General features: G+C 71.4%; 11 protein-coding genes and 2 pseudogenes. 4 read left to right on the top strand and 9 right to left on the bottom strand.

The genetic code is table 11. The features are described 5' to 3' along the window. Positions 1 to 321, bottom strand: a pseudogene (locus AB0I04_RS18325) (benzoyl-CoA 2,3-epoxidase subunit BoxB); the annotation flags it as partial. Positions 322 to 325: 4 nt separating this feature from the next. Next, on the bottom strand, positions 326 to 1,936 hold the full coding sequence (gene boxC, locus AB0I04_RS18330; protein ID WP_360885779.1) for a 2,3-epoxybenzoyl-CoA dihydrolase: 1,611 nt from the start codon (positions 1,934 to 1,936) through the stop codon (positions 326 to 328). Between the two features lie 129 nt (positions 1,937 to 2,065). Between boxC and AB0I04_RS18335 the strand changes: the two genes are divergently transcribed. Beyond that, positions 2,066 to 2,635 carry a WYL domain-containing protein gene (locus AB0I04_RS18335; protein WP_360885780.1) on the top strand — a complete coding sequence of 190 codons (570 nt, stop codon included), beginning with the start codon at positions 2,066 to 2,068 and terminating at the stop codon, positions 2,633 to 2,635. A 73-nt stretch (positions 2,636 to 2,708) separates the two neighbouring features. On the opposite strand, the gene AB0I04_RS18340 is transcribed toward AB0I04_RS18335, so the two are convergent. Both AB0I04_RS18340 and AB0I04_RS18345 read right to left on the bottom strand, forming a co-directional pair. Further along, on the bottom strand, positions 2,709 to 3,491 hold the full coding sequence (locus tag AB0I04_RS18340; protein ID WP_360885782.1) for a DUF4190 domain-containing protein: 783 nt from the start codon (positions 3,489 to 3,491) through the stop codon (positions 2,709 to 2,711). Positions 3,492 to 3,669: 178 nt separating this feature from the next. Next, the gene (locus AB0I04_RS18345) at positions 3,670 to 4,326 is read right to left on the bottom strand and encodes a TetR/AcrR family transcriptional regulator (RefSeq protein WP_360885784.1); all 657 of its coding nucleotides are present in this window, start codon (positions 4,324 to 4,326) and stop codon (positions 3,670 to 3,672) included. 131 nt (positions 4,327 to 4,457) lie between these two features. Between AB0I04_RS18345 and AB0I04_RS18350 the strand changes: the two genes are divergently transcribed. Beyond that, a complete protein-coding gene (locus AB0I04_RS18350) occupies positions 4,458 to 5,906 on the top strand; it encodes a DHA2 family efflux MFS transporter permease subunit (protein ID WP_360885786.1) in 1,449 nt (482 codons plus the stop codon). A gap of 64 nt (positions 5,907 to 5,970) precedes the next feature. Further along, positions 5,971 to 6,246 (top strand): SDR family NAD(P)-dependent oxidoreductase, encoded by a 276-nt coding sequence (locus AB0I04_RS18355; RefSeq protein ID WP_360885788.1) that lies wholly within the window; start codon positions 5,971 to 5,973, stop codon positions 6,244 to 6,246. Here the strand turns inward: AB0I04_RS18355 and AB0I04_RS18360 are convergent. The 5 genes from AB0I04_RS18360 to AB0I04_RS18380 form a co-directional block, all read right to left on the bottom strand. Next, a complete protein-coding gene (locus AB0I04_RS18360) occupies positions 6,179 to 8,728 on the bottom strand; it encodes a CoA transferase (protein ID WP_360885790.1) in 2,550 nt (849 codons plus the stop codon). The two genes, AB0I04_RS18355 and AB0I04_RS18360, sit on opposite strands and share 68 nt — an antisense overlap. Further along, entirely contained in the window at positions 8,725 to 9,648 is a 924-nt protein-coding gene (locus AB0I04_RS18365; protein WP_360885792.1) for an LLM class flavin-dependent oxidoreductase, read from the bottom strand. Before AB0I04_RS18365 ends, AB0I04_RS18360 begins: the two co-directional genes overlap by 4 nt. A gap of 1 nt (position 9,649) precedes the next feature. After that, positions 9,650 to 9,970 (bottom strand): ferredoxin family protein, encoded by a 321-nt coding sequence (locus tag AB0I04_RS18370; protein WP_360885793.1) that lies wholly within the window; start codon positions 9,968 to 9,970, stop codon positions 9,650 to 9,652. Between the two features lies 1 nt (position 9,971). Continuing rightward, positions 9,972 to 11,000 carry an NAD(P)/FAD-dependent oxidoreductase gene (locus tag AB0I04_RS18375; RefSeq protein WP_360885795.1) on the bottom strand — a complete coding sequence of 343 codons (1,029 nt, stop codon included), beginning with the start codon at positions 10,998 to 11,000 and terminating at the stop codon, positions 9,972 to 9,974. An 86-nt stretch (positions 11,001 to 11,086) separates the two neighbouring features. Beyond that, a complete protein-coding gene (locus AB0I04_RS18380; RefSeq protein WP_360885797.1) occupies positions 11,087 to 11,278 on the bottom strand; it encodes a hypothetical protein in 192 nt (63 codons plus the stop codon). A gap of 216 nt (positions 11,279 to 11,494) precedes the next feature. On the opposite strand from AB0I04_RS18380, the pseudogene AB0I04_RS18385 reads away from it, so the two are divergent. Next, positions 11,495 to 12,695, top strand: a pseudogene (locus AB0I04_RS18385) (RNA-guided endonuclease TnpB family protein). Positions 12,696 to 12,849: the final 154 nt, after the last annotated feature.

The raw sequence follows: 12,849 nt of genomic DNA on the forward strand, positions 1-12,849 counted from the left end.
GGCGCGGTACTCCCCGGGGACCTTCTGCCAGGCCGGCTCGCCCTTGTGCTCACCGAACGCGATCCGCCGGTCCGCCCGCGGCTCGGCCAGGAAGACGCCCCACCGGTAGTCGGCCACGGGCACGTGCCCGAAGTGCGCCCACCCCTCGCGGCCGACGTTCACGGCGGTGCGCAGGTAGACGTCCTCGGTGGGCAGCTCGGGACCCATCTCCGCCCACCACTGCCGGAACCTCGGCTGCCACGACTCCAGCGCCCGCTGCAGCCGCCGATCGTCGGCCAGCCCGACGTTGTTCGGGATCTTCTCCTGGTAGTCGGCGTGCATAAGCCTAGACTCGCTTCCGATCGAAGCTCGCTCGTTTTCCGGTGCCGTACCTGCTGAGGGCCCCGTCGGGGCCGGAGGCGCCCGGCCGGTTGAAGATCCAATTCTGCCAGGCGGAGAGCCGTCCGAAGATCTTGGTCTCGAGGGTCTCCGGTCCGCCGAACCGGAGGTTGGCCTCCAGGCCGGTGAGCGCGTCGGGGCTGAGCGACGCCCGCTCCTCCAGGGTGATGCGGACCTCGTCCTCCCAGTCGATGTCGTCCAGCGCGAGCGTGACCAGGCCGAGATCCTCCGCCTCGCCGGCCTCGACGCGCCGCCCGCGCGCGTCGCGGATCCGCTCCAGCGCGGCCTCGTCCCCGTGGAACCGGGCGGCGAGGCGGCTCAGCCCGTTCGCCATGGGGTAGGCGCCGAGGTTCGCGTCGGTCACCACGATCTCCGCGGGTTCGAGGAGGTACTGCCGGTCGCAGGCGAGGGCCAGTTCGAGCAGGGGACCGGCGAAGCAACTGCCCGGCTCGACCAGCGCGACGAGGCTGCGGCTCGTGACGTCCAGCCGCTTCAGCGTTCGCTTGTAATAGTGCCGGATCTCGCCCGCGAGCCAGTCCTTGTCGCGCGTCATCGACTCCTCGTAGGCGAGGACCGCGTCGGCATCGCCCACGGTCCGGATCGCCCAGGTGCCGCGTTCGGGCTCGTTGACGCGCAGCCACAGAATGAGGTCGTCGAGCTCGCGGGTCATGGCGAGGGGCCAGAAGTCCGCGTCGACGACCGGCGGGACGTCGCCCTCCGGACCGTGCACCGTGATGGTGACCAGGTCGTCCTCGAGTTCGGCGGTGACGTGCCGGTACGCGACGCGGTCGGCGGTGATCTCCGGTTCGAGCATGGGCAGGGTGACGCCGCGCTCGCCGGTGCGCGAGGACAGCGCCGCCGCCTCCCGCGCGCGCTCGCGGACGGTCTCCTCGAACCTACTGCGCGGGATCGCCTCGTCGACCAGGCCCCATTCGACGGCGGTCCGGCCCTTGAGCCCCTCCGCCTTGGCGGCGAACACGTCGGCCCGGTCGCGGCGCACCTTCCGTTTGTCCGTGACCCGGGTCAGCCCGCCCGTACCCGGCAGCACCCCGAGCAGCGGCACCTCGGGCAGGGACACGGCGGCGGACCGGTCGTCGATCAGGAGGATGCGGTCGCACGCGAGCGCGATCTCATACCCTCCGCCGGACGCGGTGCCGTTCACGGCCGCGAGGTAGGTCTGCCCGGAGTTCTCGGTGGCGTCCTCGATGCCGCAGCGCGTCTCGTTGGTGAACTTGCAGAAGTTCACCTTCCACGAGTGGTCGGACGCGGCGAGCATGCGGATGTTGGCGCCGGCGCAGAAGACCCGGTCGTCGGCGCTGGTGATCACGACCGCGCGCACCTCGGGGTGTTCGAACCGCAGCCGCTGGACGGCGTCGTACAGCTCGATGTCGACCCCGAGGTCGTAGGAGTTCAGCTTGAGGTCGTAGCCGGGGCGCAGCCCGCCCCGCTCGTCGACCCACATGACCAGCCGGGCGACCTCGCCGTCGAGCTCGATGCGCCAGTGCCGGTACAGGTCGGGCCGGGTCTGGAACGAGACCGGTCCCTCGGAGTCGGACATGGGCTTCCCCCTCCCAGCCCATCATTCTAAGTTTCCTTGGCGCAGCGTCCAGGTTTTGTAGAAAAACATGCCGCGCGATCCCCGAGGTTGGGCCCTGAAAATGTCAGTGTTCGAACGTATGATCGAATCATGGCCGAGAACGCGACGCTCGCAAGCCGTACCCGTCCCCAGCTTCCCGCCCCCGAGGTGGCCGCCCTCGCCCTCTCGCTCGCCCACCTGGGCGCCGGTCCGCAGTCCGCCACGGCGCGCCGGGCCCTGCGGCGCCTCTTCGACGACCTCGAGCCCGCCGAGGTCGTCGGCACCACCCTCGAGACCCTGGCCCGCCCGCTCGACCCCGCGACGGCGCACCGGGCCCGGACTGCGGCGAGCGCGATCACCGCGCGGCTCGTCGTCCGCCTGCACTACGTCGACGCCAAGGGCAACGTCACGGTCCGCGAGGTCGAGCCGGTCACCTGCCTCGTGCACCGCGACCACTGGTACCTCGTCGGCTGGTGCCGGCTGCGCCGTCACATCCGCGCGTTCCGCTTCGACCGGATGCTGGCGGTCGAGAGCACCGACATCCCGGCGCGCCCGCACCGCGCGGACCGCTTCCTGCCCTTCCAGCCGCGCTCGTCCCGGCCGATCCGGACCCGTCCGGACGGCGGGCCGGAGGGCGTCGGGCCCGGCCGGAGCCGGGTCACTCCGCTCCGGACGCGCTAACGCGCGAGCAGGCGTGGTCGGCGTCTTCGAGAGACGCCGACCGCGTCGGCCCGCGCGGGTTTCTCGCCGGGGGTCAGGCGTGGATGCGGCGCGTCAGCTTCTTGCCCTCCGCGGCGGCGACGCCGAGGCAGGTGACCCCATGGTCGCCGCTTCTCCACAACTCCGCAGTGGGGTAGTAGTACGACATCGCGAGCTTGTCGGCCGCCGGATCCCGGTCGAGCCGCGGCTGGACGCGCTTCTCGCATCCGCTCTTCGCCAGTGCGTGCAGCTTCTCGGTGCTCGGCAGGATCAACCCGTGCAGGGTGAAGACGGCCAGCACCTCGCTGTCGTGCGGTCGGCTGCACGGGACCACCTTGACCTTTGAGGCCTCCGACACGTTGCCGTCGTTGATGCACTCGCCGACGCGCATCTTCTGCACCTTCACGTCGTGCGTCGTGGTCACGGTCGGCGTGGGCTTCGCGCCCAGGCCTCCGGGCGTCTTCGAGGAGCCGGAGCCCTTGTTGAGCGCGAGGCCGATCACCGAGAGCACAACCCAGACGCAGAACAGCACGATGCCGGCGATCGCCAGCCCGCGGCCGCGCTCGCCGCGCTCCTTGATCTGGCGCAGCGCGATCACGCCGAGGATCGCCCCGACGAGGGAGATGCACCCGATGAGACCGGTGATGAGGCTGGCGATGGCCAGACCGTTGATCTTGTCGCTGCCCGGCGGCCGGTGGGACGCCGGGCCGGGGCCAGGGCCGGGGCCCGGTGGGCCGTATGGGGAGTCCGGGCCGGATCCCTGCGGAGGGTACGGGCTGTACGCCGGTCCTCCGAAACCGGAATCCGGTGCGGGGTTGGAATTGGGGGGATAGGACATGAGGCGAGAGCCTTCCAGATCCACAGTCTCGCCGTGATCTTTTTTCCATACGGAACCGTACATTTTTTCAGCTTCACTCGAGAACACCAGCGGCGGGTGAGCGGATCGGTCGTGTGCTCGCCCAGGTGTGGCGCGGGTGGCTCGCCCGGCGTCGGGGGCGACCGTCAGATCGGGCAGGTCACGTGGAAGCCGGAGCGAAGGCCTTGAGGAAGGTGGCCACGGCGGCACGTGCCACGGCGCGCAACTCGCTGTCGGGGACCGTCTGGGTGTCGAGGCGGGAGCGCTTGTCCGCCGGGCCGGCGAGTAGCGCCGAGAACTGCTCGGCGGCCATGAGGGGATCCGTGATGTTCAGCCGACCGGCCAGCGCGAGACGCGCCAGCCGGTCGGCCAGGGCCTCGGTGACCCGGTCCGACACGCCCTGGACGGTGTCGAGCAGGTCCGGGAAATGGGTGATCTCTGCGGACAGGAGCCGCCGCAGCGCCCTGGAACGGTCGTCGCAGTAGCACTGGAGCAGGCGGAAGGCGACGTCCTCCAGCAACGCCCGCAGGTCTCCGCCCTGATCGGCGAGCCGCTCGACCACCGCGAGGTTCTGCTCCAGCGCGCTGCCGGCGAGGGCGGCGAACGTCTCGCGGAGCAGCGTCTCCTTGTCGCCGAAGTGGTTGTACACGGTGGCCTTGGCGACCCTCGCCTCGGCGGCGATCGCGTCCACCCCGGCCTGGGCGTAACCCTCACGGGCGAAGACCCCGAATGCGGCGTCCAGGATCGCCCGCCGCTTGTCGATGCGCCCCCGCCCGCGCGTGAGGCCCTTCCCTGTCAGGGTCACCGCGTCCGTCATGCCGTGCATCCTACCGGGCGGTCGCCCGAACCAGACTGATGAGTCTTCTTTTCAAGACCAGCTTGAATAAGACTTTCTGGTCTTCTAAGTTGGACGCGCTGGTCTACTTTCTGTGCTGTTTGGAGCGACATATGACGGAAACGCCAGGTCACCACCTGGATCCGGGGCTGCGACGGCTGATCGTGGTGATCCTGCTGGGCGGGATGATGGGCATCCTGGACGGCACGATGGTCGCCGTCGGCATCGACACGCTCACTGGGGCGTTCCACGCCTCGCTGAGTGCGGTCGGGTGGGTCTCCACCGGATACCTGCTCGCCCTGACCCTCACCATCCCCGTCACCACGTGGGCGGTCGATCGGTTCGGCGGACGGCGGCTGTGGCTGGCCGGCCTCCTGGTCTTCCTGGGTGGATCGCTGGCGTCCGGGCTGGCCTGGAACGTCGCAAGCCTGATCGTGTTCCGTGTCGTCCAGGGCGTCGGGGCGGGCCTCATCGATCCGCTCGTCCTGATGCTGCTGGCCCGCGCCGCCGGGCCGCACAGGGCGGCGCGGGTGATGGCGCTGATGGCCGGAGTCCTCTCACTCGGCCCCGTGCTCGGTCCGGTCGTGGGCGGGATCGTGCTGCAGGGACTGGGCTGGCGGTGGATGTTCCTCATCAACCTGCCGATCGGACTGGCCGCGTTCCTCGGTGCCCTCCGGTCGGTACCGCGTGACCCGCAGCGGGAGTCGGCGGCGTCCCGGCTCGACGTCATCGGCGTGGCGCTGATCGCGCCCGGGTTCGCGAGCCTGATGCTCGCCCTGTCGCAGGCGGGCGAGCGGGCGGCGTTCACGGTATGGCAGGTTCTCACCCCGCTGACGGCCGGTGCCGTCCTCCTGATCGGTTACGCGGTCCACGCGTTGTCCGCCCGGAGCACGCCTCCTCTGATCGACCTGAGGCTGTTCATCCGCGGTGGCTTCGCGGCGAGCGTGACCGTCATGGGGCTCACCGGCCTCACGATGTTCTCCGCCCTGTTCGCGCTGCCGCTGTACTACCAGCGGGCGCACGGGCACGGCGCGCTGACGGCCGGGCTGCTGGTGGCGCCGCTCGGGGTGAGCGCCGCCGTCGCCGCGCCACTCGCGGGCCGGCTCGCCGACCGGTTCGGCGCACGTGTCGTCGTACGCGTGGGTGCGGCCCTTGCCGTGATCGGCACTCTCGCCTTCGCCGAGATCGGGGCGCGAACGCAGGAGCTCTGGCCGGCGCTCGCCGCCCTCGCGGTCGGCGCCGGACTCGGGTTCGTCGGGGCGGCCACGATGGGATCGCTGTACCGCACTCTGCCCCCGCCGCTGGTTCCCCAGGGCAGCTCGGTTCTCTACATGCTGAACCAGCTCGGCGCCTCGATCGGCATCGCGGTCGTCGCGCTCATCCTCCAGACGGCCGGGAAGGCCGACGCGATCCGTGGTCTCCACTACGTTTACTGGTCGATGACCGCCGCGATCCTGATCATCCTCGCCGGCACCGTCCTGCTTCCCGCACGACCCGGAACACCGGCCACCGCCCCTGCCTCCGAAGCGGAGGCGGCCGAACTCACGCTTCCCAGCGCCTGATCTGGAACCACACCCGACCGGGGATCGCGACGGCGAACCCGGCCCACCTGCGAGGAGATTCATCGTGCGGACCATCGTCATCTCGGGCGGCACGGACGGAATGGGTTATGCGCTCGCCCGCACGTACCTGAGCCGCGGAGACACCGTCGTCATCCTCGGACGCGACCCGGGGAAAGGAGAGGCGTTCCGCGCCGCCGTGGGCGGCGCCGGAGAACGGGCCGTCTTCCTCCAGGCCGACCTGAGCCTGGTCGCCGAGAACAGAAGCGGCGACGTCACTCCAGCACGCCGGCCGCCCGAAGCGCCTCCTGCTCGGTCTCGGCCAGGCCGAGCAGGCCGGTGAGCAACTCGGCGGTCTGCTCGCCCAGGCGCGGTGCCGGCGTGTGCACGCTTCCCGGCGTGCGGGTGAGCCGCGCGGGCAGCCCCTCATGCAGGAAGGTGCCCGCCGCCGGGTGGGCGAGCGGCACGTAGAACTCCCACGCGCGCAACGCGGCGTCGTGCTCGACGAGCGTACGGCCGTCGCGCACCGGGTAGGCGGGGACGCCGTTGCCCTGCAGGATCTCCGCGACCGCCTCGGCGGGCCGGGACCGCGTCCAGGCGGCGACGTGCTCCTCCAGCGCGGACTCGTCCGCCTTGCGTCCGGCCAGAGTCGCCCAGCCCGGTTCGTCGGGCAGGCCGGCGACGGCCGCCAGGCGGGCGAACTCCTCGTCGGTCCGGACCGCGATCGCCACCCAGGTGCCGTCGCCGAGGCAGGGGAACACCCCGTGCGGGGCCATCCGCGGATGCCGGTCGCCGAGCGGCTCGACGGTCTCGCCGTGGTCCGCGCGCAGGATCGCGTCGCCCAGGTGTGCGGCGGCGGTCTCCAGCTGGGCCATGTCGACGTGCTGCCCCGCGCCGGTGCGGTCGCGTACGCCCAGGGCCGCCAGTACGGCCAGCGCGGCATGGTGGCCCGCGATGATGTCGGCCAGGCCGTACACCACCCCGACCGGCCGCTCGCCCGGCTCTCCCGTGAGCGCCGTCCAGCCCGACAGCGCCGAGACCGCGTCGGCATAGGAGACGTAGTCGCGCCACGGGCCGGTGTGACCCATGCCCGACATGCTCACGACGACGATGTCCTCGCGGACCTCCCGCAGCCGGTCGTACCCGAGCCCGAGCCGGTCGAGCACCCCCGCCGCGAAGTTCTCCACCACGACGTCGCAGTGCGCGGCGAGCCGGAGTGCGAGGTCGCGGCCCTCCTGCGTGCGCAGGTTGACGGTGACGCTCTTCTTGTTCCGGTTGACGTTGTTGAAGTAGCCGCTCGTGTCGGGGTCGGTCTCGTCGGACCGGGAGAGGTGGAACCCGGGGGAGAAGCGGGTCGGGTCGGGGCGGTGCCGCGACTCGATCTTGATGACCTCCGCGCCATGGTCGGCGAGGGTCTTGGTGGCGTACGGCCCGGCGAGCACCCAGGTGAGGTCGAGGACCCGGATCCCCTCCAGCGCCCCGCGCCGCGGCTCGACCGGCGCGGCATCACGCGCCCGCCGTTCGGCGGTCACCGGGACGGCGTGCTCGCCCGGCGCCGCGGTCCGCGCCCGCAGTTCGACGGATGCCGAGGCGGCGGATTCGACCGGCGTGGCGGCCTGTGCCGGCTCGGCGGTCACCGAGGCGGCGGGATCGACGGGCGCGGCGGTCGGCGTCGGTTTGACGGTCACGGAGGCGACGGGCGTGGCGTCCCCCGCCCGGCGTTCAGCGGTCGCCGGTGCCGCGGGATCGACCGGCATGGCGGTCCGCGCGGGTTCGGCGGACGTCGGGACGGTGTGCTCGCCCGGCTCGGGGACGCGTAGCCGGGCCGGCGGGGCCGCTCCGTGGACGCGGGCCGCGAAGCCCGCGTCGCGCGCCGGGCCCCAGGGGGTCGTGACGTCGATGAAGAAGCCGCGCTCGACCAGTTGGGCGTTGGCCGTGAGCTCCTCCGGGCGCAGTACCGCCGCCCAGGGGAGCCGCCGCGCCTGGCCCTCGTGGAACAGTTGGTCGCGCTTCAGCTCGCCGACGATGCCGGCGAGCCGGTCGAAGATCTCCTCCCGGTGCCGGACCCGGTACACCGGGTCCTGCCACCGTTCGTCGGTCAGGTCGCCGGCCGTGCCGTTCTCGGTGAGCCAGGCGAGCGTGGCGTCCCACATCCGGGGGCTGCCGCCCAGGCCACCGGCGATGAGGCCGTCCGCCGTCGCGAACAGCGTGTGCGGGGCCATCGGGTGCGTGCTGCCCGTCCGCTCCGGAACCCGGCCCGTGTGGATAAAGGTGATCGCGCCGAACTCCAGGCTGGCGGCGACCGAGGCCTGCCCGGAGACGATCACACGCTGGCCGCCGCCGGCGCGCGTGGCGACCAGGGTCGCGATCGCGGCGTTCAGCCCGGCGAGCTGGTCCGCCTGGTCGCCGTACGGGCGCAGCGGCGGGCGGTCCGGCCGGCCGATCAGCGCGAGCATGCCGCCCGCGGCGGCGACGGTGAGGTCGGTCGCCGCCCATTCGGCGGCCGGGCCGTCGTCCCCGTACGGCGTGAGCACGACGTGGACGACGCCGCGCCCGGCGGCCGTCACCAGGTCGGCGGCGACTCGCGCGAGGGGACCGCCGCACGTGCCGTCGAGGATCACGTCGCACCGGGGCGCGAGCGCGAGGGCGTCCTCCGGCCGGACGGAGGACTTCCCGGCCGCCCGGTGTGCGAAGCCGACGGGGTCCGTACGGCGGGCCGGGACGCCATCGGACGGCTCGACGATCGTGACGTCCGCGCCGAGGCCGACGAGCATGCGCCCGGCGTCCGGCGCGGCGTAGTCGCCTATCTCCAGGACGCGGATCACGCGAGCACCTTTCCGAGCGATTCCATCAGCTCATGGGGGAGGGTGTAGGAGCCGACGTGCTGGAGCAGGACGCCGGTGACCCCGAGCCGTTCCAGGCCGGCCAGCCGGTCGGCGATCTGCTCCGCGGTCCCGTACAGGCAGAACTCCTCGGCGAACCGCACGGCGTCGGCGTCGCTCACCCACGCGGAGCAGACGTCGACGGCGTGCTCCCAGTCTTCCGCGTGCAACAGGTCGGGACGGACATCGGGGACCCGCCGTGGGACGTCCACCTCGATGCCCGCCGCGGCGAGGGCGGCGCCGCCGCCCTTCTGCGCCATCGCCGCGCACACCGGCTTCAATGCGGGCGCGTCCCGTTCGAGGTCGTCAGTGACGTGGCAGAAGGCGGAGACCGTCACCTCCGGTGGCGCGCCGTGGCGGCCGACGATGGTCAGGGCGTCCTCGGCGCGCGCCACCGAGGCCCCCGCGAGCAGGATCACCCCGTCGCCCAGCTCACCGCCGAGCGCGAGGTTGCGCGGGCCGCTGGCCGCGACGTGGACGGGGATCCCCGGGATCGCGTCGCGGAGCCCGGACACGCCCGCGCGCAGCTCCGCGGTGGTGGACGAGCGGAGGCCGACGGGCTCGACGGAGCTGTTGCCGACGCCGATCCCCAGCACGAAGCGGCCCGGCGCGAGCTCGGCGACGGTCCGCGCGGCGGCGGCGACGACGCTCGGATGCCGGGTCACCAGGTTGGTGACCGCCGTCCCGAGGCGGACCCGCTCGGTGCGAAGGGCCGCGCAGGCCAGCGTGGCGTACGCGTCCCGCCACAGGGTCTGGGAGTCGGGCATCCAGACGTCGTCGAAGCCGAGTTCCTCGGCCCGCCGCGCGGCCTCGGCCACCTCGTCGACCGGGCGGCAGGGAGGCAGGCGGATTCCGATGCGCATGTCAGCCCGCCTTGATCATCGCGGTGTCCGCGCCGACCGGGCCGATCTTCGCCGAGCCCCCCGGCGAGCCGACGGGCTCCTCCCGTCCGGGCAGCGGCTCCTCGAAGAACCGCCGGTTGTCCAGCCGGTGGTCCGGATCGGCGGCCCGGTCGGCGGAGATCGCCTCCTCCGGGCAGACCTCCGCGCAGGCGCCGCAGTCGATGCACTCGACCGGGTGGATGTAGAGCTTGCGGACTCCCTCGTAGATGCAGTCGACCGGGCATTCCTCCATGCACGACCGGTCCATGACGTCGACGCACGCCGCGCCGATGACGTAGGCCATCTCATTTCCTCTCTGCGGGGCCGTCCGTGGAGTGCCCTGGGAACAGTTCGGCCTCCGGGTCGATGACGGTGGCGGCGTTGTTGACCGCCGTGGCGACCTCGCCGAAGCCGACCGCGATCAGCCGGACCTTGCCGGGGTAGTCGGTGATGTCGCCTGCGGCGTACACGCGGGGCAGGTTCGTGGCCATGTCGGTGCCGACCGCGATCCGCCGCGACCGGAGTTCGAGGCCCCAGCCGAGCAGCGGCCCGAGATCGGCGGTGAAGCCCAGTGCGGCGATGAGGGTCTGCGCCTTCAGCTCCCGCGTCGTTCCGTCGGGCAGGTTGGTGACCTGCACGGTCTCCAGACCGTCCGGGCCGGCCGCGGCCGTCACCGCGTTGTTGACGAGGATCTCGACGCCCGCCTCGCGGACGCGTTCGACGGTGGCGGCGTGCGCCCGGAACCGGTCGCGGCGGTGGACGATTGTGACCGAGCGGGCCAGGGGCGCCAGGCTGTCGGCCCAGTCGAAGGCGCTGTCCCCGCCGCCCACGATCACGACGTCCTGGTCGGTGTGGTCGGCGAGCCGCCGCACGAAGTAGACGAGCCCCCGCCCGTCGAACTCACGCGCGGCGGGCAGCGGCCGCGGGGTGAACGTCCCGATCCCGCCGGTGACGACGACCGCCCCGGCGCGTACGGTCGCGCCCTGGGCGCTGCGGACGACGGGCCGGCCGTCGTCGTAGCTCAGCTCCACGGCCTGGTGACCGAGCAGGTACTCCGGACCGTACGGCGCCGCCTGGGCCAGCAGGTTGTCGACCAGGTCACGGCCGCGTACCGAGGGCAGGCCCGCGATGTCGTAGATGGGCTTCTCCGGGTACATGGCGGTAATCTGGCCGCCCGGCTGGGGAAGCACGTCCATGACCGCCACCCGCAGCCCGCGGAAACCCGCGTAGTACGCGCCGTACAGACCGGCCGGGCCGGCGCCGACGATCAGGATGTCGACCTCGGTCGGCGGGCTCTCGTCCGTTGGCACCGAGATCTCGGCAAGCGTGCTCATGACGGTGACCGTAAGGACGGCGGCGCGCCTCACCAACGGATCCGGTCCGGTGAGCAGGACGGCCGGCTCACGCGCGGTCCCGCCGCTCACGACGACGTCTGCTCGGCCGACCACAGGTCGATCGGCACCGTACGGACGCATCGGCCGTCGCGGTCCAGCAGCCGCCCCATGTGCTTGGACGTGCGCAGGACGACGCAGCGGTCGTGGACGTCCAGCCGGGAGATCCGCCCGGACAGATGGGCTTCGAACGTGTACACGTCGGCGAGCCCCGCAACCACGCGTCGATGATCAGGTTGTGCGGACCGGCGTAGATGCCGCAGGAGCGGACCTCCGGCATCCGGGCCAGCGCCTCGGTGGCCTCGTGCGCGCGCAATTCCGCTCTTTCAGTGTGGAGAGGATCAGAGCCCTAAAGGTCAGGGTGGGCAAAGAGGAATTGCCGGGATGATTGGCCGTCTGCCTGCGTCTTCCTGCTGATCGCTGTTAGCTTGCGCGACATGCCGACCATCCGTGTGAAGCGGGCGTTCAAGTACCGCTTCTACCCGACGCCCGAGCAGGCCGCCGAGCTTGCTCGGACGTTCGGATGTGTGCGGAAGGTCTACAACATGGCGCTGGCCGCCCGCACCGAGGCATGGAAAGGGCGCGGCGAGCGGATGAACTACAACGCCACCTCTGCGCTGTTGACGGCTTGGAAGAAAACCGAGGAACTGGCCTACCTCAACGAGGTCTCCTCCGTGCCGCTGCAGCAGGCACTGCGCCATCTGCAGACGGCGTTTAGTAACTTTTTCGCCAAACGGGCGAGGTATCCGCGCTTCAAAGCGAAAAGGAAGTCGCGCGCGTCCGCCGAGTACACCCGCAGCGCGTTCCGGTTCCGAGAGGGGGAGTTGACCCTGGCCAAGATGGCCGAGCCGCTGGCCATTGTCTGGTCAAGGCGCTTGCCGGAGGGAGCGGAGCCCTCGACGGTGACCGTTTCTCAAGACGCCGCCGGTCGTTGGTTCGTGTCGTTGCTGGTGGAAGACCCGAGCGTTACGCCGCTGCCGACAGTGGATGCGACGGTGGGAGTGGACGCCGGTCTGGATCATCTTCTCGCCCTGTCAACGGGTGAGAAGATCAACAATCCCCGGCACGAGCGGCGTGACCGCAAGCGCCTAGCCCGGGCGCAGCGAGAACTGTCCCGTAAGGCGAAGGACTCGGCGAATCGGACCAAGGCGCGGCGGAAAGTGGCCCGCATCCACGCTCGGGTCGCCGACCGCAGGCGTGACTTGTTGCACAAGCTGACGACTCGGCTCGTTCGTGAAAACCAAACGATCGTGATCGAGGACCTGTGCGTGCGGAACCTGGTGAAGAATCGTCGGCTGTCCCGGGCGATCTCCGATGCCGCATGGCGGGAGTTCCGGAGCATGCTGGAGTACAAGGCCGCCTGGCACGGTCGGCAGGTGGTTGTAGTGGACCGCTGGTTCCCCTCTTCCAAGCTGTGCTCGGCCTGTGGCACGCTGCAACCGGCGATGCCGCTGCACGTCCGGCAGTGGACATGCGCCTGCGGTATTACCCATGACCGCGATGTGAACGCGGCGAAGAACCTTCTGGCCGCCGGGCTGGCGGTGTCGGCCTGTGGAGCCGGTGTAAGACCTCGGGCGGGATCTCTCCCGGACGGGGCCGTCGGCGCTGAAGCAGGAAGCCCTACGGCGCGAGCCGTAGGAATCCCCCTCGTTAACGAGGGTGCGTGGAAGTCAACATGTGCGCCTGGCAGGTCTCCCGTGTCGGGGGTCGACTGCTCGCCCTCTTCTATGGGCTAGACCTTCCCCTCGGCCCGGGCAGCGGCATCCACCTGCACTGACAACGGCGGTCCGCT

Origin of the sequence: Actinoallomurus sp. NPDC050550 (genome assembly GCF_040655075.1) — a bacterium.
Classification (GTDB): Bacteria; Actinomycetota; Actinomycetes; order Streptosporangiales; family Streptosporangiaceae; genus Actinoallomurus.

What these genes read in the sequence shown, in the direction of transcription:
- boxC (WP_360885779.1), bottom strand. Translation starts at nt 1,936, where the DNA reads ATGTCCGACTCCGAGGGACCGGTCTCGTTCCAGACCCGGCCCGACCTG.
- AB0I04_RS18335 (WP_360885780.1), top strand. Translation starts at nt 2,066, where the DNA reads ATGGCCGAGAACGCGACGCTCGCAAGCCGTACCCGTCCCCAGCTTCCC.
- AB0I04_RS18340 (WP_360885782.1), bottom strand. Translation starts at nt 3,491, where the DNA reads ATGTCCTATCCCCCCAATTCCAACCCCGCACCGGATTCCGGTTTCGGA.
- AB0I04_RS18345 (WP_360885784.1), bottom strand. Translation starts at nt 4,326, where the DNA reads ATGACGGACGCGGTGACCCTGACAGGGAAGGGCCTCACGCGCGGGCGG.
- AB0I04_RS18350 (WP_360885786.1), top strand. Translation starts at nt 4,458, where the DNA reads ATGACGGAAACGCCAGGTCACCACCTGGATCCGGGGCTGCGACGGCTG.
- AB0I04_RS18365 (WP_360885792.1), bottom strand. Translation starts at nt 9,648, where the DNA reads ATGCGCATCGGAATCCGCCTGCCTCCCTGCCGCCCGGTCGACGAGGTG.
- AB0I04_RS18370 (WP_360885793.1), bottom strand. Translation starts at nt 9,970, where the DNA reads ATGGCCTACGTCATCGGCGCGGCGTGCGTCGACGTCATGGACCGGTCG.
- AB0I04_RS18375 (WP_360885795.1), bottom strand. Translation starts at nt 11,000, where the DNA reads ATGAGCACGCTTGCCGAGATCTCGGTGCCAACGGACGAGAGCCCGCCG.